Annotated in this window: 30 protein-coding genes; 20 read left to right on the top strand and 10 right to left on the bottom strand. The window is 36.3% G+C overall.

Going from position 1 to position 26849, the window contains the following annotated elements; translation table 11 throughout:
* Nucleotides 1-351 precede the first annotated feature (351 nt).
* The gene (gene brnQ / locus HCH28_RS23080) at nt 352-1665 is read left to right on the top strand and encodes a branched-chain amino acid transport system II carrier protein (protein WP_221683283.1); all 1314 of its coding nucleotides are present in this window, start codon (nt 352-354) and stop codon (nt 1663-1665) included.
* 516 nt (nt 1666-2181) lie between these two features.
* Here brnQ and HCH28_RS23075 read toward each other — a convergent pair.
* A complete protein-coding gene (locus HCH28_RS23075) occupies nt 2182-2448 on the bottom strand; it encodes an AbrB/MazE/SpoVT family DNA-binding domain-containing protein (protein ID WP_221683282.1) in 267 nt (88 codons plus the stop codon).
* 288 nt (nt 2449-2736) lie between these two features.
* Between HCH28_RS23075 and HCH28_RS25240 the strand changes: the two genes are divergently transcribed.
* Nucleotides 2737-2868, top strand: coding sequence for a hypothetical protein (locus HCH28_RS25240; protein ID WP_255601743.1), 132 nt, complete (start codon nt 2737-2739; stop codon nt 2866-2868).
* A gap of 90 nt (nt 2869-2958) precedes the next feature.
* Here HCH28_RS25240 and HCH28_RS23070 read toward each other — a convergent pair whose 3' ends face one another.
* On the bottom strand, nt 2959-3879 hold the full coding sequence (locus HCH28_RS23070; protein ID WP_221683281.1) for a DNA primase: 921 nt from the start codon (nt 3877-3879) through the stop codon (nt 2959-2961).
* Nucleotides 3880-4483: 604 nt separating this feature from the next.
* Here HCH28_RS23070 and HCH28_RS23065 point away from each other — a divergent pair.
* From HCH28_RS23065 to HCH28_RS23025, 9 genes are all read left to right on the top strand, one after another.
* On the top strand, nt 4484-5044 hold the full coding sequence (locus HCH28_RS23065; RefSeq protein ID WP_221683280.1) for a hypothetical protein: 561 nt from the start codon (nt 4484-4486) through the stop codon (nt 5042-5044).
* 32 nt (nt 5045-5076) lie between these two features.
* Entirely contained in the window at nt 5077-5415 is a 339-nt protein-coding gene (locus HCH28_RS23060; protein WP_221683279.1) for a CagC family type IV secretion system protein, read from the top strand.
* Nucleotides 5416-5485: 70 nt separating this feature from the next.
* The gene (locus HCH28_RS23055) at nt 5486-5830 is read left to right on the top strand and encodes a conjugal transfer protein (protein ID WP_221683278.1); all 345 of its coding nucleotides are present in this window, start codon (nt 5486-5488) and stop codon (nt 5828-5830) included.
* Nucleotides 5831-5843: 13 nt separating this feature from the next.
* On the top strand, nt 5844-6509 hold the full coding sequence (trsD, locus tag HCH28_RS23050) for a TrsD/TraD family conjugative transfer protein (protein WP_221683277.1): 666 nt from the start codon (nt 5844-5846) through the stop codon (nt 6507-6509).
* A gap of 11 nt (nt 6510-6520) precedes the next feature.
* A complete protein-coding gene (locus HCH28_RS23045) occupies nt 6521-8458 on the top strand; it encodes a VirB4 family type IV secretion system protein (protein ID WP_221683276.1) in 1938 nt (645 codons plus the stop codon).
* A gap of 118 nt (nt 8459-8576) precedes the next feature.
* The gene (locus HCH28_RS23040; protein WP_221683275.1) at nt 8577-9935 is read left to right on the top strand and encodes a type VII secretion protein EssB/YukC; all 1359 of its coding nucleotides are present in this window, start codon (nt 8577-8579) and stop codon (nt 9933-9935) included.
* 4 nt (nt 9936-9939) lie between these two features.
* Nucleotides 9940-10971: a bifunctional lytic transglycosylase/C40 family peptidase gene (locus HCH28_RS23035; RefSeq protein ID WP_221683274.1), complete on the top strand. Its 1032-nt coding sequence runs from the start codon at nt 9940-9942 to the stop codon at nt 10969-10971.
* The gene (locus HCH28_RS23030) at nt 10968-11522 is read left to right on the top strand and encodes a hypothetical protein (RefSeq protein WP_221683273.1); all 555 of its coding nucleotides are present in this window, start codon (nt 10968-10970) and stop codon (nt 11520-11522) included. The genes HCH28_RS23035 and HCH28_RS23030 overlap by 4 nt, the downstream gene beginning before the upstream one ends.
* Complete coding sequence (locus HCH28_RS23025; RefSeq protein ID WP_221683272.1) at nt 11519-11938, top strand: hypothetical protein; 420 nt, start codon at nt 11519-11521, stop codon at nt 11936-11938. The genes HCH28_RS23030 and HCH28_RS23025 overlap by 4 nt, the downstream gene beginning before the upstream one ends.
* Before the next feature lies 1 nt (nt 11939).
* On the opposite strand, the gene HCH28_RS23020 is transcribed toward HCH28_RS23025, so the two are convergent.
* On the bottom strand, nt 11940-12122 hold the full coding sequence (locus tag HCH28_RS23020) for a hypothetical protein (RefSeq protein WP_221683271.1): 183 nt from the start codon (nt 12120-12122) through the stop codon (nt 11940-11942).
* Between the two features lie 81 nt (nt 12123-12203).
* Between HCH28_RS23020 and HCH28_RS23015 the strand changes: the two genes are divergently transcribed.
* From HCH28_RS23015 to HCH28_RS22995, 5 genes are all read left to right on the top strand, one after another.
* On the top strand, nt 12204-13739 hold the full coding sequence (locus tag HCH28_RS23015; RefSeq protein ID WP_221683270.1) for a VirD4-like conjugal transfer protein, CD1115 family: 1536 nt from the start codon (nt 12204-12206) through the stop codon (nt 13737-13739).
* 36 nt (nt 13740-13775) lie between these two features.
* Nucleotides 13776-14612 carry a conjugal transfer protein TrbL family protein gene (locus HCH28_RS23010; protein ID WP_221683269.1) on the top strand — a complete coding sequence of 279 codons (837 nt, stop codon included), beginning with the start codon at nt 13776-13778 and terminating at the stop codon, nt 14610-14612.
* Between the two features lie 13 nt (nt 14613-14625).
* Nucleotides 14626-14982, top strand: a complete 357-nt coding sequence (locus HCH28_RS23005) for a hypothetical protein (RefSeq protein WP_221683268.1) — start codon at nt 14626-14628, stop codon at nt 14980-14982.
* Between the two features lie 96 nt (nt 14983-15078).
* Nucleotides 15079-15258, top strand: a complete 180-nt coding sequence (locus tag HCH28_RS23000; RefSeq protein WP_221683267.1) for a hypothetical protein — start codon at nt 15079-15081, stop codon at nt 15256-15258.
* Complete coding sequence (locus HCH28_RS22995; protein ID WP_221683266.1) at nt 15258-16751, top strand: ArdC family protein; 1494 nt, start codon at nt 15258-15260, stop codon at nt 16749-16751. Before HCH28_RS23000 ends, HCH28_RS22995 begins: the two co-directional genes overlap by 1 nt.
* A gap of 58 nt (nt 16752-16809) precedes the next feature.
* Here HCH28_RS22995 and HCH28_RS22990 read toward each other — a convergent pair whose 3' ends face one another.
* From HCH28_RS22990 to HCH28_RS22970, 5 genes are all read right to left on the bottom strand, one after another.
* Entirely contained in the window at nt 16810-17343 is a 534-nt protein-coding gene (locus HCH28_RS22990; RefSeq protein WP_221683265.1) for a TIR domain-containing protein, read from the bottom strand.
* Nucleotides 17333-18187 (bottom strand): macro domain-containing protein, encoded by an 855-nt coding sequence (locus HCH28_RS22985; protein ID WP_221683264.1) that lies wholly within the window; start codon nt 18185-18187, stop codon nt 17333-17335. The genes HCH28_RS22990 and HCH28_RS22985 overlap by 11 nt, the downstream gene beginning before the upstream one ends.
* Before the next feature lie 19 nt (nt 18188-18206).
* Complete coding sequence (locus tag HCH28_RS22980; RefSeq protein WP_221683263.1) at nt 18207-18665, bottom strand: hypothetical protein; 459 nt, start codon at nt 18663-18665, stop codon at nt 18207-18209.
* A complete protein-coding gene (locus tag HCH28_RS22975; protein ID WP_221683262.1) occupies nt 18662-19525 on the bottom strand; it encodes a toll/interleukin-1 receptor domain-containing protein in 864 nt (287 codons plus the stop codon). The genes HCH28_RS22980 and HCH28_RS22975 overlap by 4 nt, the downstream gene beginning before the upstream one ends.
* Nucleotides 19526-19726: 201 nt before the next feature.
* On the bottom strand, nt 19727-19930 hold the full coding sequence (locus tag HCH28_RS22970; protein ID WP_221683261.1) for a hypothetical protein: 204 nt from the start codon (nt 19928-19930) through the stop codon (nt 19727-19729).
* 265 nt (nt 19931-20195) lie between these two features.
* Between HCH28_RS22970 and HCH28_RS22965 the strand changes: the two genes are divergently transcribed.
* Together HCH28_RS22965 and HCH28_RS22960 are read left to right on the top strand one after the other, a co-directional pair.
* Nucleotides 20196-20678, top strand: a complete 483-nt coding sequence (locus HCH28_RS22965) for a JAB domain-containing protein (RefSeq protein WP_221683260.1) — start codon at nt 20196-20198, stop codon at nt 20676-20678.
* 104 nt (nt 20679-20782) lie between these two features.
* Nucleotides 20783-21028, top strand: coding sequence for a helix-turn-helix domain-containing protein (locus HCH28_RS22960; RefSeq protein WP_221683259.1), 246 nt, complete (start codon nt 20783-20785; stop codon nt 21026-21028).
* Nucleotides 21029-21172: 144 nt separating this feature from the next.
* Here the strand turns inward: HCH28_RS22960 and HCH28_RS22955 are convergent, their stop codons facing one another.
* On the bottom strand, nt 21173-21835 hold the full coding sequence (locus HCH28_RS22955) for a hypothetical protein (RefSeq protein WP_221683258.1): 663 nt from the start codon (nt 21833-21835) through the stop codon (nt 21173-21175).
* A 438-nt stretch (nt 21836-22273) separates the two neighbouring features.
* Here HCH28_RS22955 and HCH28_RS25235 point away from each other — a divergent pair, with 438 nt between their 5' ends.
* The gene (locus HCH28_RS25235; protein ID WP_255601742.1) at nt 22274-22867 is read left to right on the top strand and encodes a tetratricopeptide repeat protein; all 594 of its coding nucleotides are present in this window, start codon (nt 22274-22276) and stop codon (nt 22865-22867) included.
* A 1-nt stretch (nt 22868) separates the two neighbouring features.
* Nucleotides 22869-25259 (top strand): UvrD-helicase domain-containing protein, encoded by a 2391-nt coding sequence (locus HCH28_RS22945; protein ID WP_221683257.1) that lies wholly within the window; start codon nt 22869-22871, stop codon nt 25257-25259.
* A 588-nt stretch (nt 25260-25847) separates the two neighbouring features.
* On the opposite strand, the gene HCH28_RS22940 is transcribed toward HCH28_RS22945, so the two are convergent.
* Nucleotides 25848-26834, bottom strand: a complete 987-nt coding sequence (locus tag HCH28_RS22940) for an MMPL family transporter (protein ID WP_255601741.1) — start codon at nt 26832-26834, stop codon at nt 25848-25850.
* Nucleotides 26835-26849: the final 15 nt, after the last annotated feature.

The raw sequence follows: 26849 nt of genomic DNA, 5'->3' as shown, positions 1-26849 counted from the left end.
GCAAAGAAATAGAGGAGGGACGGCTTATGATAAATGGACACCTCATTTGTTGGGGTGGTATTTCTGAAAAAGGCAGGTTAAGACAAATTAAATTATCATCATAGACTCATTGATTGGAGCAATTGGTTTTTAATTCTTTTGATTCCCTATGATTTTTAAGGAGAAGAAGCTGTGGAATAGTTATTTTGATTGCATTAATTACTCTTTGATATGGGTTTTATAAATCTTTTGCTTAGTATGTCTTTACACTTATTTTAGAACGAAATTGTTACTATAAAGAGACAGCATTTATTAATAATTTGAGAATTTTGAAGTAAATATTGTTTTCGTTAAAAATTAGGGGGGTTCAAGATGAGAAGAAACAATATAATATTTGCAGGTTTTATGCTTTTTTCTTTATTTTTCGGGGCTGGAAATCTTATTTTTCCACCACTTCTTGGTTTAGAATCCGGGAGCAACTTTGGACCAGCGATTGCTGGTTTTCTCATCACAGGTGTACTACTGCCATTCATGGCAATCATGGCTGTCGCCTTATCTGATGGTGGGTTGGTATCTATGGGTAACCAGGTGCATAAAGTGTTCGGTATGGTTTTTGCGATTATCATCTATATGTCTATCGGGGCTTTTTATGGTATACCAAGAGCTTCTAATGTTGCTTATGAATTGGGTTACAAACAAATGTTTCATATTGATAGTTGGCTCACGTTAGTTATATTCTCTTTAATATTTTTCAGCATTACATATTATATTAGCTTAAATCCAAAAAAAATCGTTGATCGTATCGGTCAGGTTTTAACACCCTTTTTATTACTCGTTTTAACTATGCTTGTTATCCAGGCTTTTATTAAATTCGATAATAATTCCTCACCGGCGAAAGGAAAATATGCATCATCCCCATTTGTCAATGGGTTCTTAGAAGGTTATTTCACAATGGATGCTGTCGCAGCGTTGGCGTTCGGAATCGTCGTCATTAATGCCTTAAAAGATAAAGGTGCAAAATCTAAGACAGAATTGGTTAAAGGGACATTTGGAGCTGCTCTATTAGCTGGTCTTGGACTGACCATTGTTTATTTCTCCCTAGGATGGATTGGAAGGTTTATACCAGCGGATAAAGACTTTAAAAATGGGGCAGAAATATTAGCTGTAGCAGCTAATATACTGTTTGCAAGCGGTGGTGGTCTTCTGTTCGGTTTAATTGTCATACTTGCATGTCTAACAACATGTGTAGGTTTGATTAATGCATGTTCGAGATTCTTCAACGGAATTTTTCCAAAGATAACATACCAGTCGTATGTCGCTATTTTTGTATTGGTAGGCTTGTTGGTATCTAATTTGGGGTTAAATTCAATTCTGAAATTAGCAACACCTTTATTGGTGTTCATTTACCCAATCTCCATTGTCTTGGTTATGCTTTCTTTATTCCAACATTTTGGAGGCGGAAGTAAGATGATGTATCGGCTTTCAGTTTTTGTGACCTCCATTTATGCATTATATCAGGTCTTGACTAGTCTTGGTTATAAACTTGATATCTTAACCCAATGGCTTGGAGTAGCTCCGTTTTTTGAACAGGGACTAGGATGGGTCATACCTGGGTTTGTTGCTGCTCTGGCTGGTTATGGTATAGATAAGTTTAGAGTAGGAAGTTCACAAACGAACCTAAGGTAAAAACAACATCCAAGAAATTTGCGCAAACTACATAGCCTAGCGAATAAGTGCTTTGGTGCTTTGATTCCTCACCTAACCCCTTTTAGTAGCCCTTCCGAAAACACTCCGAAACATTGTTGTTATTGGATTAGCACCCTACTTCCTAGATTCGGGGGTCCTTGATGGGAGAAAAGAAAGCCAATTCCGAAATTTGAACTACCTGGTCTAAACAAATTACAAATTTATATTAAGATTCTTTATAATACTTTACTCTAAATGAGCAAAAACACTTCAAGTAATTTCCATTAAACAAAAAATGCCGGCAAACCCTTGTTATGACTGAATTTTAATCAAACTGCATAAAATGTTGTATAAAGAATGTTCCATAAAAAAGTGACAAACGCTGTTAAATCAACGTTTGTCGCTTTTAAGTTTGTTTCCAAACTTTCATTTGGGAACATTTTTTTCAACTACACATGGTCCTACAATACTCTCCAGTTCCAAGGTTGGTATTGGGTGTGTATTTTTTCTATTGAACTACTTTTTCTCCAATGTACCCAACAAAATCTCTGCACCTTTTGGCGAGAGTGTGATGTTATTAAACAATGTGAAGCTCTCAGTTGTAATTTCCCCGGTCACAATACACGCAGTATTGGAAACAAACTTTCGTAAAATGATTTCCTCACCATCTATAAAGATTTCAACAGGGTCCTTCTCGTTGATTTCCAGTGTTCTTCGTAGCTCTCTTGGGATAACAATACGCCCTAATTCATCGACTTTTCGAACGATGCCAGTTGATTTCATGTACGAGTCCTCCTAATTTTTACTTCTTATTTTCGTTATTTTTCAAAAGCTCTTCTAAGCGAGTTTCATATGTGCCACGGATGCGATCGTTCTCAGCTTGCAATTCCAGAATACGGGCATTGTAGGTATCGAGCTGGGTCTGCAATTTTTCCTGGTATTCACGTTCAGCAAGGACTAAAACGATGCAAAAACGGTGGTTTTTGTAAACAAAAGCGTCATTTCTGCAAATTGTGTATAGAAGATTCTTTTTTTTATACTGAGGCTACAAACTAAAGGGAGGGCTATTCGATGCTAAAACAATTAATTGAAAATGGTGAAAAAATTTATGGGGACCTATGCCAAGCGAAAAAGGGAGATGAATTGGAACGAAAAACATGGGTTGTGACAAGTCTCATGTATATAGAGGAGGAAAAAGTATAATCAATAAATTGACCTAGTGAATTAAAAAATCAATCTGTTTCATTTCAAAAACGCTTCCTAATGTAAAGGAAGCGTTTTGACGTTTGCCATTCATTCCACTACCCGCTCATGATACTGATGAAGTGCCTGCCTTAATTGCTCAGGGAAATGCTCTTCTATATAGGCTGCGATGTATTGCTTTTTCTCGATTTCGATTTGCGTAGAATGGAAAAGTTTTCGGAAGATTTGCCGTCCTTTTGTGGTCGCATATTCTGTGAGTGCTTCATTTTCAAGGTGGTTTAAAACATTTCGTTCGATATGTTTTTCTCGGATTTTGATGGCGATGTCTTCTTTATTTGATTGAAGGAACTCCTCTACTTTTTCATTTAATTCTTTATTTTTCTGCTCTAGCTGTTCCGTTTTTGATTGCAGCTTTTCGATTTTTTGCGAAGATTCGGAAGGAAGAGCCTTTATTTTTTGTTGGAGAAACGCCTCATTTAAAGTGATTTTCATTTCTTCGGTCTGCTCATCTTGCTCGATCTGAAATAAGCCGGTCTGCATGATTTGCGCGAGGGCGTGGTTCATTCCTTGTAGTTTCTTTTCAACCTCATTTGGTGCAGCGATTTCAGTGGATGCAGCTGGTACTTGTTTAATGATATGGCCATCTTCGTTAATACGTAATAGTCGCTTCAAGCCTTTTACCCGATATTCCTCTTTTAATAGTAGAATCATGCGTAATTTCAGTATTGCCGGGAAGTTCAATCGAATGAGGGTTGCGGTCGTTGGATTTGATGCTTGTCCATTAAATAGGTATTCTTCAAATGGTTTGATGTAATATCGAAGCTGGGCATCCGTTACATCAAACCAGCTTGCGATTTCTGGTGTTGAGTAGTATTTCTTTTCGATTAATTCATTTAGATAAGGTTCTGATAAAAAGAGCTGCTCGGTTGGCGTTTCCCTGATGACTTCAAACAGTGGATCATTCATCAGCACCTCCTGTATACGCTGCTCTATTGAAATCGTTTGTTCCATACGCGATTCGCTCCTATTCTGCGCTAAAATTTTCAATGCTTTTCTTTTCAGTGCCACTTTATTTTTCAGGAAATTTATGCTTCTCTATCTTTTCCTATTCTATTTTGTGCGAGTTTATGATAGTTTTTCGGAAAATAGGGCGCAGTAAAGGAGCTTTTAAACGAATTGAGATGGACTATTGGTTGTAAAATCAAATTTGGATACGTTTGAAAAGGATTTTGCTTTTTAGGTTAACTTTAAAACACTTATATTATTGAGGTTAACTGGTTAACTAAAAATAATTTCTTTATAAATATGGAAAAGGTTTGGACGAGATTCTTTGTATATGGTTTTTTTATATAAAGACGTCGAATTTCTTTGTGTAGGGTATGGTTGCCATCTATTAATATACATTATTTTAATTGTACTAACTCATATCTACACTACTCCACGCAATTTTTTTTTCGTCGTGACAAACTTGCTTTCGATTTTTCATATTATAAAGCATTTTAATGACAATTCCATTACAACTGTAACAAAAATGTCTGTTTCTTTAAATTCCACTATATATCCGCTTATTCTTGGGTAGAACGGGAAAATACGGTTATTAAAGGTACGAAAGTAGGTGATAGCGCTGATTACGGAACGTTGGTTAAGTAGTAAGCGAGCGACTGAATTTGTACATGACGGGCAAGTGGGGGTGAGTGAGCCAGTGAAGGGGCAACCACTTTCGAAGATTCGTAAGCAACTTGCAGAGGAAGTGGCTTCTTCTGTCGAGGTGAAGCCACTTGTTTTACGGCAATATTTTTTACAGCAAGGCAATGTAGCTGATGCTAACCGTGTCGAGCAAGTAGATGTAACGACGATTCGTGTAAAGGGCGGGCTTATTACTAATGAATTGTCCTTTATCGGAGCCAGTTTTTTAGAAGGATTTTTAAGCGTATACGGGATTGAATTAGAGCGAGCTGTTCGGCGCTATGAGGAAAAGCTTCAGTTATTTGAAACGCTGGATCATGAACGAAAGCAGCGTGCCATTTTTATTGGACGATTAAAGCACGGGGAGCTAGAGCAACTGTCCCCTTCATTTGAAACTGAGCAGCAAGCGAAAATACAGCTAGAGGCAATGAAGCAAGTAGAAAAGGAGCGTGCGCTAGCGCCATCTTTAGAGGTAGAGCGTGATGAATAATAGAGAAATGAATAGTGAAAGTAGGTTTGCGTATGACAAATAACATGAAAGCAACGAGCTTAGTATTGGGAGCAGCTTTGGTCATCGTCGTTTGTTATTTCACAACACCCGAAATCGTTTTTGCCTCAGCTGGACAAGTCCAAGCTAAGCTCACAAATGCAGCCAATGTCGTTAAAGGTATTTTAACAGCGCTTGTGGTCTTAGTCGGAATTTGTGCAGCTTTATTTATTATTATCAAGCGCATGCCATCAGCAGATGATCCGCATGAGAAGAACGAGGTATTTAAAAGTGTCGGGCGTGTATGTGCACTCGTTGCGTTAGCAGCAGTGATTATTTGGTTACTGCCCTGGGTTTATTCATTATTCACGTAAGTAGATATTTAATAAGTAGAAAAAACTATTTAACAAAAGTAGAAATTTCTACTTTTGCGAGGTGTGTAAAGTGGCAGAGCATAAAGGAAAAAAGTTTGTTTTCCCCGAAAATGTAGAGTCGGGTTACGGGATTTTTCTAGGAATTACGTTGAAGGAATTACTGCTGTATTTAGTGCCACCGATTGTCATCGGTCTTATTATTATTGCTTTGCCACCGCATAATGTGTGGCTCATGCTGTTTAAATTCATGCTATTACTGATTGTGCTCATTATACTTTTAGCTTTCTTGTCTTCTCGACCGATTCGCCATCGACCAAATATTCGATTTCAGGATTATATAAAGCTACGCAATCAATTTACGAGTAGACAAAAGCTCTTTTATATAAGGAAGAAAAAAGATCGCTTTTTAAAGTAAGGCGGTGATCAGTTTGTGGGAAAAGTTGTTCGGTTCTAAGAAAAAGCCAATAGATGATTATGTATTTGATGATGAGCCGAAAACGCTCGATAAAGGCAAGCAGAGCCTACAAGACATGTCGCTCATTGCAGCACAGTATAATGATTTTCTCGTGACAAAACGAGGCTATTTAGTTGTGTTGCTGAAAGTGACGGGTATTAATTTAGATTTACTCACAACGACCGAGCAAGAGGATGTTTTTGATGAGTTTAATGCCTTTTTAATGTCGACGCTCGGTGAAAATAGTGAGGAAGTGCAGCAATACCTTGATATTACGATGCCCGTTGATTTTAGTGATTATATTTTATTTTGGCAGCATCGCTATTTAACCGTATTAGAGGAGGAACCTGAAAATGAAGCAAAGCTAGCACTCATTGCGAGCTATGTAGATACATTTTCTGGCGTTGCGTCTTCACAGGAAATGACGACAAAGACACATATTGTCGTGCTGCATGAGAAAATACCGAAAAAGCATTTAGCGTCACTTGAGCAAACGGCGATTCATTTAGAAGAAAAGGTATTATTGTTCATCCGGCAACTAGAAAATGCACTGAGTACGTATGATGTAGAGGCTCGGCAGCTAACAGCAAAGGAGTGTCGTAAGGTGTTACAGCACTTACTCAATTTCTCCAATCACTAGGAGGTGAGAGCATGTTTAAACGACGACAGCAGCCACACGTGGAAAAGGAACAAGCACTTAGTGACGTACTGGATGGGTCGAGCTTAGATATGATTTATCCGTTTTCATGGGAGGAATGTGCCGACCATATTGAGTCGGGTGATAATTTTATTCGTGTCATTGCGATTATTGATTACCCAAAAAGTCGTTACGGCAACTGGTTATCAGAGCTGAAACGTAAGAAGGGCAATATTACGATTGTACAATTTTTAGAATCGTCCAATTCGACGAAAATGGTCGAGCACTATAATAAGACGATTAAAAATAAGCAGGCTGAGGTATTGAAGACATTTGATCCGCTAAAAAAACGTCAGCTCGAAAAGCAAGTTGAAGCAGCTGAGCATCAACTGATGAAGTTTCTTGAAAATGAGTCGAGTTACATTTATCAGTACACATATATTTATTTGCAGGCGAAGTCGCTAGATGAACTGAATGCTCTAAGTGATTCTGTTCATAATACGCTCGTGAAATTGCAGTTAAAGGCAATGACCCCGATTAAGGCAATGTACCAAACATTTTGGAGTGTGATGCCGATTTTAGAAAATCTGCTTGGAGATTACACGTATAAGCAGTCCAATACGGAGGCAGCCAGTAGTATGTTTCCATTTGATGATGCCGAGATTTTAACGATTAATCCACGAAGTGATGTAGAAGGCGTGAACAAAGATACGGGTAGCTTAATTGCGATTGATTATTTGGACCGTAAAAATACGCTTAATCAAAATATGGTTGTCATTGGAACGAGTGGTGTCGGTAAGACCACTTATATGGTACAGAAGATTTTACGTTATTTTGCTCGGGGCGTGAAAGTGTTTATTATTGATCCCGAAAATGAATATACGAACATCGTCGAGTATTTAGGCGGAACAGTTGTCCATTTAAGCAGTAATTCGAGTACAAAAATTAACCCGTTAGAAGTGTTTTCTGAGCAAGTCATGGACGAGGGACCTGTTGATTTGGATATGGTTTTAAAAGATAAAATTCAGCGTCTTCTCGGTTTCTTTCAAGTATTGAAGCAAGACATTACACAGGTGGAAAAAGCGATTTTAGATGCGGTGTTACGTGAAGTGTACCGTGATGCAGGGATTTTGAAGTACACGAGCTTTCGAGAGATTCCCAGCACAGCGTACCCGATTTTATCTGACGTATATGAGGCAATTGCTGCTTTAAAGGCGCGTGACGTTGACCGGTACGCACGGATTGAGGATTTTCATTACATTTTGGAGAGCTATGTGAATGGTAGTAAAACAATTTTTAATGGGCATACGAATATTAATTTACAAAGTGACCTTTTATCGTTTGATTTAAAGCCATTGCAAAATGAGGCTGATGTACAAGGGGCAGCATATTTAAATACATTTAGTTATTTGTGGGATAACATTACGGAAAATACACGTGAAAATGTAAAGCTATTTGTTGATGAGTTTCATTTCTTAACACAAAATCCAGATGCAGCGAGTTTCTTTTACCAGGCATATAAGCGATTTCGGAAATACAATGCGGGTGCAATTGCTGGTACGCAACAAATTCAAGATGTGCTTGATGGGAAGATGGCCAATGGTCAAAATGTTGGTGAGGCTGTCATTGGGAATAGTTATACGAAAGTTTTTTTCGGTCTTGATAATAAGGGCGTTGATGATATTACTGAAAAGCTACGCATGGCCTTTAGTGAAAAAGAAAAGAAATTATTAGAACGTCGTAAGCAAGGTGAGGCACTCATTATCCATGGTACACAGCGAGCGTTTATGCGGGTGGAGCTGACAGAAGAAGAACTACGATTAAAAGATCCAGCGCGTTATGAGGAGCTATATGAGGTCAGTGCAGCTATCACACCAAATTATGAGGAGCGTATTCGCATGACAGAGCTCGAACGACAAGAGGCATTGGAGATGAGGAACTTTGAAAAGTAGAATTTTCTACCTGACAAAAGTATAAATATTGTTAGTTTGTTCAGTTAACTCATTAATCTATTGATACTAATGACTTTTAGAGGGAACTATTTATTTTAAATCGTTAGGGGGTGCTAGTGTGAGTGTGACCAGGATTTATAATTTTTCATTTGGCAGTATAAAAATAACACGTGAACTAGCCCAATTTACGATCCACCGCAATGAATTTAGTTACGATCGGTTAGAAGAAGTCGAACAGTTTTTACGTGAGACACAGATAGATACGTTTCTGTCATTTCGAAGTATTGAGGAGAACGAAGGGCATGTCGTAATGACCTTTTATTTTGTAGAGCACTTGAAGCCTGTTGCAGCAATTAAACATGAAGATTACGTTGTGAAGCTTGCCATTGCTCAGGCGATTTTACTTGATGAGATAGTGACGAAGACTCAAAATTTCGTCAGTTTGCACCCAGCAACGGTTTATTATCATCCGATGTCAACGATTCGTTACGGCTACCGAGCTAATCAGCAAATGCCACGTGAAGGAAAACATACACATTTGCAACGCTATAAGGCACTGGTCTTAACGATTTTAACGAATCAACCATACGAAAAATGTTTAGAGCAACCAGAGCATTTAGCAAAGCGGGCTAATCATCTAGTGCACTCAATTTTACAAGCACAAACGATTGAAGATATGCAGCTTTTATTGACCGAAGCTTATGATTTCGTAGCGTATCATACCGTACAAACTCAAACAGCTGAACGTAAGAAATGGCGCTCTCGTATGATTTTAGGTGTTGTTTTAACAGCGTTACTTGGCTTGGTTGGTATCGGGTTTGTAAAGCAGGATGCCAATAAACAGCAAGCAGTAGCGATTCAGTCATTAACAGCTGATTATGAGGAGGAGCAGCTTATTCAAGAGGCAGATGCTTTGTTTGTGGCTGGACAATTTGAAGAAGCTATTCCGTTATTTTTAGAGCTAGGTAGATCACCCACCGAAGTTGCTGAAAAGCTAGTGGACAAAAAAGAATGGCAGTTAGCATTAGAAACGGAGCCAGCGATCTTAGAAACAATCATTACGGCTTTATATAACGAAGGTAAGGAAAAAAGCTTGCTAGATTTAACAATCTCTGCTGATGAGTCTATCTATACGCAAAAGTTAGCACAGGAGAAGTCAATTGTTAGCTATGATGTGGCACAAATGTCAGCAGATTTACCGTTTATTTCGGACGAACAGACATTAAAGCGTATGGGGCAAGCATTCGTAAAAAACGGGGATATGGCAGGTGCTCGGGAAGTACTTAATAAGACGCAGGATGCTGAATTAAAGCGAGCTATTGAACTCTCGCAGGCTGAAAGTGAACTTGTGGTAGTTAAGAAAAAGCTAACAGCCCTTCAGTCTGAGAATTCAGCGAACAAGGCCGATCAATTGAAGGTGCAACAGACAAAAATTCAAGAATTGGAGGAGAAGATTAAAAAATTGAGGGAGGGCTGAGTCGATGAAATTGTTAATGGCGAAGCTTTTATTTTCACAGAATGGTCGGAAGTTGATTTGGTTTATTTTTGCACCGTTTCTTTTCTTATTCTTCTTGCTGTTAATTTTATTTGCTGATCAGCCTAAGCCACCTCCAGGGGAATATACGATTGGCAAACAATTGCCGCCAGCCGTTTTGCAGTACGAAGAAATCGTGCACGATGCACTTTTAGTATATGGGTTAGAAGAGCATACAGCATTGGTACTTGCCATTATGATGCAGGAAAGTGGCGGGAATATGTCACTTGATGTAATGCAATCGAGTGAGTCTATTGGTTTGCCCCCGAATACTATTACTGACCCATTGTATTCAATTGAAGTTGGTGTCGCTCACTTTGAAAAGGTTATTACGAAAATGGAGCATTTAGGAGTAGATCTAGATACAGCGATTCAAAGTTATAACTACGGCACTGGTTATATGGACTTTGTTGCAGTGAACGGTGGTAAACATTCAGAAACGTTGGTACAGGTGTTCTCTCGTCAGCAAGCAATAAAGCTCGGCTGGAAAAGTTACGGAGATCCCGAATATGTTGCTCATGTAAAGCGTTATGTAGGGACGATGCGTGAAGGTGAAGTTATTGATTTAACCAATGCTTCTGCTGATTTTCAAGTTGTTTACGAAACGATGGTTCAGTTTGATGGGTATCCGTACACATTTGGCGGCATGAGTCCAACGACTTCCTTTGATTGCTCGGGGTTAATGATGTGGGCATTTCGTAAAATCGGCGTTAATTTACCACGGACAGCTCAGGAACAATATAATGTGTCGCAAAAAATAACAGCCGATGAATTGCAACCAGGAGACTTTATCTTTTTTACAGGCACGTACAATGCTGGCAGACCTGTGACGCACTTAGGAATGTATGTCGGGAACGGCAAAATGTTTGATGCCAATGGTAGTGGAATTGGCTTTACAAATATAAACGATCCGTATTGGCAAGAACATTTATATGGCTATGGGCGTGTTGTGGATTTTTCAGGAGGTGAGGAAGGATGAAGCAGGGGATTGTCATGGGCATTTTAGGTTTAATTATTTTGATATTAGCTGGTTCGTTAGTTGTTCTTGTAGGTGATAAGCAGGCGTTGAAAGAAAAGATTGGGCAAAAAAATGATGAATTAGCAGCATTAGCATTGAAAAATGAAGAACTTTCTGCTGTCACAGGTTTACAAGTGACAGGTGAGGAATTGGCATTTGTAGAGGAAACTTTTCACGTTTATTTGAACTATGACAATGATTCGTATGTCACTCGATTTCAAGAACTGTCCAATTTAGTTGCATTAGATGTACTGAATAAATTGAAAGGTGCTTCTTCTCTTTCACCGCCTGTCGTTACGATGAAAAATGAAGTAGAAGATGTACAAATTTATTTAAATCCAAAAGCACCTCATACATTTTTAGTGTACACAACGACCAACTATTTTTTAGATGGGGCACTTGTCAATCACGGCAGTCAGCTGTATAAAGTCCAAGTTTTAAAAGAGCAGGAGCAGTTTATCCTTGGGGAGTTTAAGGTCATTGGCAATATGACAGAGGTGGACGGTGTATGAAAAAATTTCTCTGGTTTATTGTCAGCTTTCTAGTCTTTGAAGTCGTTATAGTCGTGCTTATTGATTTCATTTTGTTGCTTGGTGAATTGAAGCTTGAGATTACGACAGATGCGATGTTTACGAGTCTAAAGGAGCTCTTTTTTCATCCCGTGCAAACAATTCAAGGCTACATGGCAGCTAAAAATCCATTGTTTCTCATTTTAACTGTGCTCAATTTGTTTTACAGTGCTATTCTTCAAATCAGACGTAAAACCAAAAAGGACGGCTGGAACATTCATGAGAAAAATGCCTATCACGGCTCAGCACGTTGGGCAAAGGAAAAGGAAATATTAGATGGCAATTTTATCGCAAAATCAGAGAAGGATGTACGTGAAACGTTTTTGCAGTCACTTAAGAATCGTGATACAAAAATATAACTTAAGGAGCCAAAGCAACTGTTACTAAGGCTGAGCCAAGTAGGGATGTTAACTGATTGCTGATTGTTGCTAGCGTAGTAAAGCTAAAGATATTTTTCATGTTAACCACCACCTGATTCATTTTTAATGTAGAAACCACAGTTATACCTAAAGAAAGTAAATAGACAGCTGCTAAGGCACCCAAGCACGTTGGCTCCTTAAAATATATTTATCTAAATTTTACCATACTAAGCTCTTGTTTTATAAGTGAAAAGGATCTGATAAAATGAACGGCACCATTTTAGGTATTTACAATAAAAAAGTGTTAATTCAGCCAAATGAATCAAAGCCGAACCGAAATATTATGGTTGTTGGTGGTCCCGGGAGCTATAAAACGCAGTCCTTTGTCATCACGAATGTGTTATATGAAACCGAAAATAGCATTGTTATAACAGATCCCAAGGCTGAGGTGTACGAGAAAACGGCAGCGATTAAAGAGGCACAAGGCTACGAAGTACATGTCATTAATTTTATGAACATGCAGGCGAGCGATCGACATAATCCGCTTGATTATGTACGAAAGGAAACGCAGGCGACCACGGTTGCGACGAAGATGGTTGATAGTGCAAATAAGGACGGTAAGCGAGATGTATGGTACTACTCGCAGCGTGCACTTCTGAAAGCACTCATTTTATACGCCATCCATGAGTTAGAGCCGAAGCACCGTAATATGCGTGGATTATTAGAGTTTTTACAAACATTTGATACCGAGGATGGTCACGGGGATAGTGACCTCGACAAGCAGTTTTTACAGCTTGATTTTAAGCATCCAGCAAGACGAGCTTACGAACTTGGTTATAAAAAAGCGAAGCAGGAAATGCAGGGCAGTATTATTGTGTCGCTCCTTACGACCATTTCTGATTATATTGATAGCGAAGTGGCTGAATTTACGAGCTTCAGTGATTTTCATTTGATGGATATCGGACAGAAGAAAATGATGCTGTATGTGATTATTCCATTGATGGACCAGTCGTGGCAGAGCTTAGTGAACTTGTTCTTTAGTCAGTTATTTAATGAACTGTACGAGCTAGCAGCACTACACCATGCGAAATTGCCACGGAATGTGAACTTTATTTTAGATGAGTTTGTCAATCTCGGGAAATTTGATAATTACGAGGAATTTTTAGCAACGTGTCGTGGTTACGGCATTAGTGTCGCTACGATTATTCAAACAATTTCGCAGCTTCAAGATCGTTACGGTGATAAAAAGGCGGAGTCCATTTTAGGGAACTGTGGGATTAAATTATGCTTGAACGCTGCCAATCGTACAACAGCTACTTATTTTAAAGATCTACTTGATAAAACGACTGTTAAAGTAGATACGGAATCTGAATCGAAACAATATGGTAAGGAGAATCGGACAAGTAGCATGAGCGAAAATGAGAGCTTTGCTGCACGTGATTTAATGACAGCAGGTGAAATTATGCAAATGCCGGCTAATATGGGCATCATTTTATTTCAGCATAAGCCACCCATTCAAGTAAAGAAAGCCTTTCAGTTTCAATTGTTCCCTGGTGTGACGGAAAAATACGAGGTCAGTCAGTTTGGCTATCATGCAAAGCCGTCAGCAGAGCAACTACAAAAGCTAACGCTCGCCCAGCAAGCATTTGAAGAAGATATTGCGAAAAAGGCAGTTGCCAAACAAACCGAGCAGGAACAGTTGGAGAAGGAATTTTTCGGCTTTGAAGTCGTGGAGCAGGAGGTCACATTTGAAAGTGCAATGGAGGAATTACAGGGAGAAATTGATTTAGAAAAACAATAGCTGTGCATAGAGCTTCGTTAAAAGGAGGGCTCCCAGTTGTTTGATATAAAAGAGAAAGTTATGAATATGATTGATGAATGGTTAAATGATTTACTAACAGCTGTCTTTAAGTTTTTAGCAGAGGTACTCTTTAACCATGAAGCCCTCAGTGGCTTGTTTTTAGATGTGTATCGCATTTTTGCTGTTTTTGGCGGTGTGTTACTTGTGGCGATTGTGCTGTTTAGAATATTGAACGCCATGCTAAATGAAGCGACCAATAATGAAAGTAATATTGCTGAAATTATCGTTAGTGCATTAAAGGCAAGTGTCATGGTGTTTTTATTACCGGTCATTTTGTATTTTGTTGTGAAAGAAATTTTGTACCCGTTAATGGAATATATGTTTGTTGAAATTGCTGGCAGCTCCTCAGACATTATTACGAATTCAATTGAATCTTCCATGGTTGTAGATGTGTTTGGATCGGGCACGATGGCAATTACGTTACTGTTACTATTTTTAGTCGTTGTGTTTATCGTGTTCACGTTCAAAATTTGCGTGTATCATGTGGACCTTATCATTTTAGAGATTTTTAGCGTCTTTGCAGCGATTACTATTGCGACTGAAAACTATGATTTTAGTGAAGTATGGTGGCGTGAATTTTTAAGCCAGATTGTTAGTATCGTTACGCAAGTGCTACTCATGGCAGCCATTGTCCAGTTACTCGCTAATTTTAATAGTTGGTATGATTTCATGTTAATTATAGGTTGTGGTGTGTTAATTATTCGTGGGCCTAGTGTACTTCGCTCTATGTGGTATTCAAGTGGAGGTGCAAAAGGTGGGATTTCTCTTGGTAAGTCAGCAACTCGTATTTCGATGATGCGACTTTTAAAATAGATAGGAGGCTAAGATGATGAAGTGGATGCGTGTGTTGCCTATTTTATTATTAACGTTTTTATTAGCAGGGTGTGGGGATAGTCAAAGTGATTTACTTGGTGAATGGACTGGCACCGAATCTTCAGGTGGTGGAGGCATAGTTACCTTTAATGACAATGATACTGTGTTAGTTGAAATGGGTGTGTTCAATAATTCATTTGAATGGTCGGTTGAAGATGAGATTTTAAATCTTTATACAACTAAAAACGGTGAGAAACAGCTTGCTTACCAGTATGAGATTGAGCAAGAAGATAAAGAAAACATCACTTTGTATGAACTAGATGAGGACGGTAAGCGAGTGGAAGGTGCAGTGATAAAGCTTAGTAAATAAAATACACTTGGTAAAAGTATAAATAACAAAAGTATAAATATATACATTTCAAAAGTAGAAATTTCTACTTTTGAAAAGAAGAAGGGGGTTAGAAAAATGTATCGACGTGAAGAAGTTGAGTTTAGCGATAAGCCGATTTACCGTGATAAGCGTGATTTACTGACGATTGTAGAAGTGCCAGATTTACTTTCATACGACATTGTTGCGTATTTAGAAGTGTCCTTTGAAAACGAACAGCGTTATGTACCTTTATATCAAAAGCGAGGTGAGGCGTAATGCCTTTATATGAGGAACGAACAAAAGAGCTTACGACAAAGCTCGAAGAACAGCTTACGCAATTTGCAAACCAAGCTGAATTTAAGCGGTATTTAACTTTCATGGCAAGTATGCGCCAGTATTCGGTAGATAACCAAATCCTCATTTTTATGCAAAATCCGAAAGCTACTTATGTTGCTGGCTTTCAAGCATGGAAAAAGCATGAGCGTTATGTGCAAAAAGGGCAGAAGGGGATTCAAATTCGCGCCCCTATTTTTGAACAGCAGCCAGTACTCGACCCGAAAACAAAGCAACCCGTTTATGAAAACGGCGAGCTGAAGATGGAGAACGTCTTAGTTCGGTATAAATGGGTAACGGTGTTTGATATTGCACAAACGGCAGGAGAACCATTGAAGGTGACGAGGGATTTCGTTAACGAGCGATTTCAAACGGATGAAGATGCCGAAAGCTTATATACGAATATTAAAAGCTATTTGAATCAGTTTAAGCCATTACAGATTGCAGAAAAGGCGTATTCCATTAAAGAAAGTGGACGTGGTTATTTTGTGCCATCAACTAATGAAATTATTATTAATGCGAGTGAAGAAAATCCTGTTGCTAAACTAAGTACGCTAATTCATGAATTTGCGCATGCTCAGCTGCACGGGCGTAGTGGCGAATATCGTGAAGCTACACGTGCACATAAAGAAGCGCAAGCAGAAGCCGTTGCTTGTGCGACTATGGCGTATTTAGGATTTGATACAAGCCATTTTTCACTAGGTTATATTGCAATGTGGGCAAAAGATACGGAATTAATGCGCAAGGCATTATTTGAGATTCAGGCGACTCTTGAAAAAACGTTAGCTACATTAGATATTGTGCTGCGCCCACAACTATATGAGCAATTAGAACAAATTGTTCAGGAACCAAAATTAGAGAGCAAAGTTTCCTTTGAGCAGTTGACGAAACATTTACCAGCCCTTTCTTATGTAAAATCGCCAAAAATTGCGATTGAAGTTTTTGATGCACGTTACAATGGTTTTGAAATTGCTAAGTATGACCGTTACACGAAGTATTTGATGGACGAACGAGGGGAGGCAATTAGCGGAGTGATGCTAAAGGAAAAGACAATTTTACTGATGAATGTGATTGATCGGCACCCAACAACTGCGGTGATGTACGAGAGTTTTTCTGAACAGTTTGCGCTACGTGAAGTACACATGCCTAAGTCCATTATCGAGCTGTACCATAAGAAAACGGATGCACCGATTGTTGGATTTAGTGAAGTGAAGGAGGCGAAAGCTTCGTTTCTCCATGCAGCTGCATCTGAAAATCAGACGGTGAAGGCATATATGTATGGGAAGGATGAGTTGCAACAGTTTAAGGCGGTGTTGGAGGGGGAAAGAACTCGAATCGAACATATACAGGGTAGAAAAATTAAAAGCTATATTGAATTGGAAAAAGGACTATTAAATGATTCACCTAAAAAAATGAAATTAGATTCCATTAAATAAAATTGTAGCGAATCAAAATTATTAATATTTTCGCTACGATTTTTTATTTAGTAGTTATTTATTTTAAAACTAACTTTTTTCCTAAATAGACTTTATTATGGATGGTCATGGATGAAAGTGCAGAAATGATATCTTGTTTAGCGAAAGGGATGTGTAGAACAGATAATGTTTTGTCACTATTATAATTGTTCAAACGTTCACTTAGGGCTCTAGGCCAACGTTTTTCTAATGTTGACCATTGTTGTTCAATAGCAGGAGGAATATTAGTATAAGCTACGATTAATGGTAGTTTATAAGTATCTAGTGCTTGTTCAATTTCATAATTTAAAAAGCCACGATCATAATTAGAATCCTCTGAAAGAATTAAAAGCATAACTTTGGAATTACTTAAACGCTCACGTAATACCCTTTTTAATGTTTCAGCTTGACTAGAATCTCGAACTGAACGTGTTTTTTGATGACTGTCAATATAACTGAAGTTTTCTCCACTAGCCCAAGATTTTAGTAAGTTATAGTATTTTATATCGGACTGTGTAGGATTAGTAGTACCTTGACCATCAAAGGCTGCATAAACACCGTTTCTATAAGCCATTTTTTTCAAACTCCTTTAATTTATAAAAGTTAATCTTTTCGTAATGTGATTTATGGAGAACAATCGTGATTTTGGCAGGTTCACGAAATTTTACTTTACTAATTTTAAAAGTCCAAAGCATGACTTCTAATAATTGATGAGATGTAGCATCGAAATCTTTATGCCGTGTAATTCCAGAACCAAGTAGAGGCACTACTACTTCGTGTTGAGAATATAAATTATTAACTTCATTCCAGAAGTTAATTAAACAATTAGCATATTCATGAAGCTTTAAACCTGCTTTGTTTTCATCATCAAATTTCGAAAATGCAACGAGAAAGAAGTCCATTTCTTTGTAGATAGATCCTAATTGATAGCGAGTGTTTTTACCACCTAAAGGACGTTCCACATTTCTTTCAATAATTTTGGATTGCATGCGAGGGTCCTGATTTATCTTTTGGTCTAATTCTTCAATATCGGAGCAGAAATTCTTCAAATATTGACCATTTAAAGATCTACTCGAAATAATTTTATCGTCTACGCAGGTATCTAGAAATTCATTAAAAGCAATCACTTTATAGACATTTCTTGGATAACTAAAAATATCTCCTTCTTTTATTTCAATTTCAGAGCCATCAATATTTAAACTGGTCTCTTTTAATCTATAATTTTTTATTAGTGAATAAAGAAACCATAGTATTGTAATAAATACTAAAATTAATAAGAACCAAATCTTTTTAAAGGGCACATTTTCAATTTCTATAAATGTTGTTAAAAAAGCAGAAATACCAAATAGTGCACTTGGTAAAATCCATGTATTTTTCCAAAAGTCTTTATCGGACAAAATTTCTCTCAATTTCCCCATAAGCACTCCAATGATTTAATTATTTAGTGAGATAGTTAAATAAGGCTGTTCTTTTTGCATTTTTTAATCCATAACCATAGACGTCTGAAAATTTTTCATTCCAAGTTTTATCAATGGGATCAAGTAGAGTAATATCAAATCCTAGAAACTTATTTAACTCATTACGCTCGACAGTCGCATGATATACCTTTTCTTCGAATGGTAATGTGATCTCTATACAATTACTTTCTTTAAAGTCACGTAGAATTCGAGCAGGTTCAAGGACGATCCATTTTTCGATTTTATTGAATGTACCAAAATAATCCAAATAAATATCTTCTGTGATTTTGGTATCGGGGTTATCAAATTGATATTCTAGATAAGAGTTATAGAAATGTATAAATAGTGTCTTTTGTTCTTCTGAAAGGACACAACTTTTAATGAAGGTTTTTCCTGTTATAACGTTTAAAAAGGATTCTATATTTAATCGGTAGCTCATGAAATGTCCTCCTGTACTTTAATTTCATTGGGTAGTTTTATTAAATTTACCAAAGCAGTTACAATTTCATGAATTTCATGTATTCCAGTATTCATTGCCTTTGTATCGGCAATAGAAAGATTATGCTTTTTTATTTCACCCATTGTTACACGGTGCCAAATTGGGAGAAGAATATTTTCATCGGAATCAGAAGCTTTCTGAAATATGCCGTTTAATTCATAGTTTGTCCAATATTTTTGGATGAAGTCAGGTGATAAGACAACTATGCAAAAACGGGAGTTAATTAACCCTTTGTCAATACTCTGACGAATGCTATTTCCCCAACCAATTTCATATGAATCATACCAAATATTTATGCCAGCTTTTTTTAAAGCCTCTGCTAAAGGCTCAACAAAATCTTTTTTATCTTCAGATGCGTGAGAAATGAAAACATCATATTCTTTTGTAACAGGCTTATTAATGTTGAACTTTGTAAATTCTTCTAATTTATTCTGTGATTCTGAAAGTAACTGTTGATGGATAGTATCTAATTCTTTTTGTTGTTTTTCCCGTTCTTTACTTTGGGCAGTTGATATAGCTTTTTGTTTATTAGCAAGGCTTGAATTTTTAGTCGCTAATTGTTTAGCTAATTTTGCCTGTTCAGTCCGTGATTTTTCTAAATCTTTTTGAGCATTTTGGTACTCTCTAGTTGCAGAATTAAGTGAGGTAGTAGTTTTGGCTGAAGATATTTTTTTTGTAGCTTTTGCAATTTTATCTAAGGCTTTAGCTTCTTTTTCTTTTTCTTTAGATATTTTAGTATTCAGTGATGAAATGTCTTTTTCAAGTGATTTTATTTGGCTTAACGTAGTAGAAATTGTCATTTAGTACCTCCATATAATCATTAAATCCCACTATACTAAAGGGAACGTATGTTTTCAAGTTGGAAGTCATAAAAATCAAAAAAATGAAAATATTAATAAAAAACTACTTATAATTTAACGCCTGCATTACCCCTTCATCACAAGCAAATAACGCTTTGTGTGAAGGGGTACGTGTCGCTTTGGCATTAAACGTTCCGATAATCACTCGCTGTAAGTGCCTAACAGCGAGTAGATTCCTGTATCGTTTACGGCAAGGCCGCCATACCAAACGAGGCGAAGGTCAAAATCTAATACAAAAGACAAATCGGAAGTGACTGTCACGGCAGTCACTTTTATTGTGAGCATTTTTTCGATTTCTTTCGCCATACGCTCAAGCAACAAGATCATTTGCTTGGGCTTTGCCATTTGCGTTCAACTTGCGGCAAGCAGCGTGGCAGATTCTGCCTACCACACTGCTATCCGAGTTTCACCTCAAAAAGCAAGGACCGTCAAAATTTTTTGTTTAAACATGCTTACGCTACAAAAATTTTTGAGCTATCGCTAGGGCGATTCCTTGCTTTTTGATTGCTGCAAATAGCTGCATGGCATAGCCAAGAAATCGGAAAAAATTCAGCCTTCCGACTTCGTGATTGCGGCTCAAGCAATCGAAAAAATCTAAGGAGGAAATACCATGACAAACAATAACAATCAGTCGTTACAGCCGATTTATGAAATTGTAAAAATTAAAGCCGAGCGTCGTAAATTACCAAAGAAATATTTATCTGAGAATCTTGAAAACTATATTGTACGTAGTCCCGAAGATTTCGCTAAAATTGCCATGAAGTTTATTGGAGATGAGGACAGGGAAATTTTTTTAGTCGCATGTTTATCTGTGAAAAACGAAATTGTTTCTCTTCACCGATGCCACATCGGTTCATTAAATGCATCTATAGTATCACCACGAGAAGTGTTTAAAACAGCATTTTTACAGAACGCTGGTAGTATTTTAATCAGTCATAACCATCCATCGGGGCACTGCTCACCAAGCCCTGAAGATATTAATGTAACTACACGTTTAGTCGAGGCTGGTAAGCTATTAGACGTGGAAGTGTTAGATCATGTAATTGTGTCCGATAGTCAATTTTTATCATTAAGGGAGAAAGGCTATATGTAAGTAAGAGAGGCGTACTATATGTACGTCTCTTTTCAAATTGGATTTGGGAATATTAGTTTAGAGAAAAATCGTGTCGCCTTGCGAGCAAGGTGATTAAAAAGGGAGTGATGAAGATACGAAGCCATGAATTAGGGACAGAGTTTGTTGGTGAAAATTTAAAGACGCTTCGCAAATATTATGGTTTCAAGAAGCTTGAAATGGTGGATTTTTTAAATATAGCTTCAGTTGCTTATAGCTATTATGAAACGGGTAGATCCATGCCACTATTCGGGAAGCTAATTAAAATTGCTGTGTTTTATGACGTAACGGATGAGCAGCTGAAGCTGCCTAGAGGTATTTTAGATGATTAAATGACTCCACCTAACAAAAGTAGAATTTTCTACTTTTGTTAGGTGGAAGTAAGTGGATTTTTGTTTTGTAGATACCCAATGTAAATAATAGCTCGGGCTTTCATTTATTCATACCTATATGGAATGGCTAAGCTCTTAACAGTTTTAATCTCTATCATAAATTGAATCAGGATCAATTTCGATATCTCCAAAATTAGAAGCTAAATCTTCTAATGTGGGATTATCATACCTAGAAGCCCGACGTTCTTGCGCCTTTTTTTTTCTATAAAGTTGTTTTTGTTTAATTAATTCTTCATTACGTAATTTATTTCGAAGATCCATGTAATCGTTATTTAAAATTAAACGTTGGATTTCAGCCTGTAAAGGATATGCATGTTGATCAAGTAATAATGCATTTTCAATGGCATTATTGCTATATAAGATACTTAAAATGCCTTCAACAATATTGCTACTTGATAATAATAAAAGTTGGAAGGTTTCAAATTTTTGGGTGAATCGTTCAAATTGTTTATCCCTCAAGGCTTGATAAAAACCTAACCAAGTTTCTGTATTAGTTAAAGGTTGGCTATAAATCTCTTTGAAATTAATATCGTTGCAACAAATAAATGTATATTTATCAAAGTCATAAGCTGAGATTGTGTATTTAACAAGATAGAATTCTTCGAATGGTTCATTGAAATCTTCATCTACGAAATTAGGAACAAATCTATTTCGGTGTAATTCGCCAGGGATGAGCTGTGTATACATATTTGAAGAATCTAGAATTATAAATTGTTTTTGTTGTGTGAGTAAAGACTGGCATTTCATAATTGCCTCACTAAATTGATTGTGTGATGTACATTCAAGATTCTTTGTCAGTACAAAATATTTCGGGATGTTATGGTTAGATATCATAGTATTAGAGCCGTCCTTCAATGATTAATCGTTCATAAATATAATACTTAAAAATAGATTTTAGATATAGTTGAACTTATTTTAAATCTTAAAAGTAATATTTAATACCTTATTTGTAACTAAGTTGTCGATTGGACATATTATTTTGGGAATTTATAAAATCCATTAGTAAATGATTGTAATAGTCCTTTAAATATGCATATTTAGTTAAATGAATGTATTAATTTAGAAGTATTTAGCGGGTAAATTTTATAATTAAAATCTAATATATTCCTAGTTTTACTACTTTATGAGAATATAGTAACTAGTGTTAGAGTGAAATAATTTTAATTGTAAAGGAAGATAGAATTTATGGTATCAAGAAACGCGCCTTGCCATTGTGGCTCAGGTAAGAAGTTTAAAAAGTGTTGTATGAATAGTAATCAAGGATTTACATTAGGCGGTGTTCGTGCAGGGGAGCAAATGTACGTGGAATTTTTGGGGAATAAAAATAGAGTCAATACCTCTTTAAATTCTAGCAATGATCAAGGATATGTAGAATTACTAGACTTGGGTATTTTGTACAAGCGTACAGGTCATTATGAAAAGGCCAAGGAAACATATATTCAGGCAATTAAACTAGAGCCAAAGCGTAGTATGGCTTACTACAATTTAGGTAAGATTTTATACATTTTAGAAGAATATGAAGCTTCAGTGAAATCATATCAAACGGCTCTTGAATTAGGACATAAAAAATTAGAGCCAATGCGTCATCTAGGATATAGTTTGTTAGCGCAGAATATTGAACCTAGTGATGAGAATGTTATGAAGTATTATTTACAGTCTATTAATCCTACAAAACGATACACTTATAAAAAACCGACACAGGCTCAGATTACGGGCTATGAAAAACGTTGTGTTGAAGCAGCTCAAGCTTATTTAGAAGCAGCTATGAAGGGGCAGTAATATGAGAATTGCTAAAGATTTTTTTAAGCATGTACCGATAGAGAAACAACAGACGGTTTATAAAAAGTTAGAGCAATTTACAACTGCGATTCTTGATGCAAAAATTTTTCATGATGTCCCTAAAGGATTTTGGATTCGAAAAATTGCAGGAACGAATATTTACAAGTTCCGTGTTAATTCTGGAGACCGTATTTTATTCACTTTTAACGAAGATCAAACGCTAACATATTTAAGTTTTGAAGTGCATGATACTCAAATTAAATCGGCTAAAAGGCAAAATGAAACGCAATTTGTAGATTTAGTTATGAGTCAATCTCCTTATGAAGATGATGATCAAGATATTCTTGTCGATAAGTACGCTAACGAAGAATTAATAAATAAGTTACGTGTAGTTAGTCAAGAAGAAGTTATAGAAGACGAATATATTTCACTGTTATTAGATGATAAACAACTTTTCGAAACAGAAGATATTTTCACCCTAGAGCAATTTAATTGTCTCATAGCCAACAAATCTTTAAGTATTGTTCAAGGGTGTGCAGGAAGTGGTAAGACGAATATTGCACTGCGAAAGTTAAAATTACATGAAGAGCTGCATGTGCCGACAGTGTACGTTACGCATTCCCAATATTTAATGAACGCTGCGAAAGAGTTATATCTAAAAAAATATGGTGTACCTAGTCAAATTGAATTTTTGTCTTGGCAGCAATTGATGGAAAGCGTTTTAAAGAAAAAATTTACAGTAATAACACGTACAGATTTTACGCAATGGTACAAGCAAAATTTCACATTGGAACTAGACGAAAATGATGTGTATATAGAAATTAACTCGGTACTTAAAGGTGCGAGTCAGGAAAAGTTATTATCTCAACAGCAGTATTTACAATTACCATCGACTATGGCAAAGCAAAGAAAAAAACAAATTTATTTTGTGGCAACGATGTATGAAAGCTGGTTAAGTAAAAATCAGTATGTTGATCTAAATGATATAGCTTATGAAGTATTACAAAGCTCTGTTAATGCGATATCTTCTATTATTTTTGATGAAATGCAGGAATTAACGTCAAAGCAATTAAATGCACTTTTAAAAATTATGGCACATCCTGAAAATAGTATGTTATTAGGGGATTCTTTTCAAGCTATACAAAATTCGAACTTTCAAATTGACCATCTTCATACACTTTTAAAAGAACAGCAAATTAAAAGAAATACCCATTCGATTTATAAAAATTTTAGATCAGGGGAAGAAGTTGTAAGCTTTTTAAATTATCTAAAAGATAAGGTGATAGATTTAGAAGTACAGCGTGAAATAGCTATTAGAAAAACGGTTATGCCTAAAAAAATTATTAACAATGATATTCCAAAGAAATATATAGATTTAATCAATGCAGATGCAGAAGTGATTGTTGTCCTCGCTACCGATGAAGATCGTCAAAAATACATTGATAGCGGTTTAAAGCGTGTATTCTTGATATCAGAAATCCAAGGTCTTCAGTATAAAAAGGTTTATTGTCACAACGTATTAGCATATTTTGAAAAGGCACAACGTATTGAGTCGCATGTATTGAAACAGTATCTACATTCCGTTTATGTGGCTGCCTCTAGGACGATAAATGAACTTTATTTTATTGAATCTGTAGAATCCAATTCTTTCCAAAACTTCGAAATGGAAAATACAACATTTGAAACAATCTTTGCAAATACAGAGATATCTACAAAAGAGCGCTGGCTAGAAGAAGGAAAAAAATTAGAATTACTCGGTAATTTTCACCAAGCTTTGCATGCTTATGAGCAGGCTGGTGAGCTACAAGCAGTGAAGCGTTGTGAAAAATTAATTACACGTAAGCTAAACTTTGAGCATGTTAAAGATTATGAAATGGTTTTATGTTTTGATTTTTATGTTGAAAATGCAAAGAAAATTGAGCATGTATTAGAGATTTTAAAAAGTGAAGGTTTAGTTTTTAGGGGACAAATGATGGTGTATAGAGCGCAGGAAAATGGAATATTAACGCATGAGTCTTTTTATATTGATGATGAGATTTCTGTTAAAGAAGTAAGCGAACATTTATTCAAATTGAATAACTTCTCATATGCGAAATTAGATTCAATTTTTATTTGTGGAGTATTATATGAAGATAATAAGCCTATCAAAATAGGTGAAAAATATAAACAAAAAGATAATGACATCATATTTAAGAATGACTCTGGGCGCTATCAAATGTATTTAGATTATTTGAAGGTTCATAGGAAGATGATTAAAGAACAGCGTAAATTTGATCAAGAGGTCTACGGAGAAGCAAGTAAAATTATCGAGCAAAATGATTTAAGTATATTAATTGAAAAGAATGAAAAAGAAAATGCTGAAGATTTTTTAAATAATATATTTGGAAAGTAACATTTGTTAAGTAGAGAATTAGTAGAAAGTGAGTGAAGGTGTTGAATTATTTAACCTATCCTTGTATATGCGGGTCACAACGAACATTTCAAAGTTGTTGTTATCATAAATATCCTTTCAAAGTACGTCCAGGTGGTTTGATTGAAACATCTATGTTTGTTGCATATCCACCGAATTTTTTAGATTATCTAAATGGAAAATTATCAACAGGAAAAATACCTAGAAATATTAAGAGTAAGAAAATTCCAAGAAGGAAGAAGAGAGTAAAGCCTGCATCTAAGAAAAGGAAATGATAAAATTGAACTTTTTATAAAAAAAGAGGTCATAACTTAACAGTATTGACTCCTCGAAAGCAACCTAGTAAAATCAAGGTGTCATTTTTGGAGTTATTTTGCACCTATTTTAAGCGCTATTTTGCATCGTGAATAAATATAAATAGTCCAATTTCTTAACCTTAAATTAAGAAATTGGACTATTAGAATTACTCTGGAATAGCGCCCTTTAATGGAATACCTATTTCCATTCTTCATTTATAACAGGAATACTTTTTATTAGAACAAAAAAGCTGCACAATGCAGTTTCCTTGATCTATTCCTCATTTCTGTCTTTATGTGTAATAGACTCTCCTTCTACATCGATATTAGGAAGAATCCTATCTAACCACTTCGGAATATACCATGCTATTTTCCCCATTAGAGTCATTACAGCAGGTACTATTGTCATTCTTACTATAAAAGCATCGAAGAATACCCCAAATGCTAGTGCCATTCCGATTGATTTAATCATCGCATCTGGATTCATCATAAATCCGAAGAATACTGCCATCATGATTAGAGCCGCAGCAGTTACTACTCTGCCGCTATCTCTCATTCCATATAAAATAGCTTTACGACTATCCCCCGTATGCATGTAAATCTCTCTCATTTTACTTACTAAGAATATTTCATAGTCCATAGCTAGTCCAAACAATATCCCTATTGTAATAACAGGTAAAAAGGCTAATATTGGGGATTCTGCTGGGAATCCAAAGAAATTAATGAAATGTCCATCTTGAACTACAAATACCATAAATCCTAATGTTGCTCCTAGAGAAAGCAAGAAACCTAAAACAGCTTTTAACGGTACTAATAGTGATCTAAAGACCATTACTAAAAGTATATAAGCAAGACCGACAATCAAGGATGCAAATAATGGTAAAGCATCATTCAATTGCTGTGATATATCAATGTTCATAGCCGTGCTACCTGTTACCATTAATTCAATATCATGTTCTTTTTCTGTTTCTTTAGATTTGTCTCTAATAAGATTTACCAAATCCTTTGTTTCTATATCATCCGGTCCGGACTCTGGTGTAATTTGAATCATAAAAATTTCTCCTGAAGGTCCAGGTATAAGTGGTGATATAGATTTAATATCTTTTAAATCACTAATTTCTTGCACTATTTCCCCAATAACTTGAGGTGTTTCCTCTGTTACTTTACTAACTTTTGCAGCAACAACTAATTGTGCATTAAAGCCTTCTCCATACCCTTCCGTTGATTTAGCTGTTCCATCAGATGGTAGCCCCAAATTCATATGGAAGAACGGAAT

It is taken from the genome of Lysinibacillus sp. K60 (assembly GCF_019731275.1).
Taxonomy (GTDB): domain Bacteria; phylum Bacillota; class Bacilli; order Bacillales_A; family Planococcaceae; genus Lysinibacillus; species Lysinibacillus capsici.
Note: the sequence above shows the minus strand (reverse complement) of the source record. Positions and strands in the feature narration are given on the sequence as shown.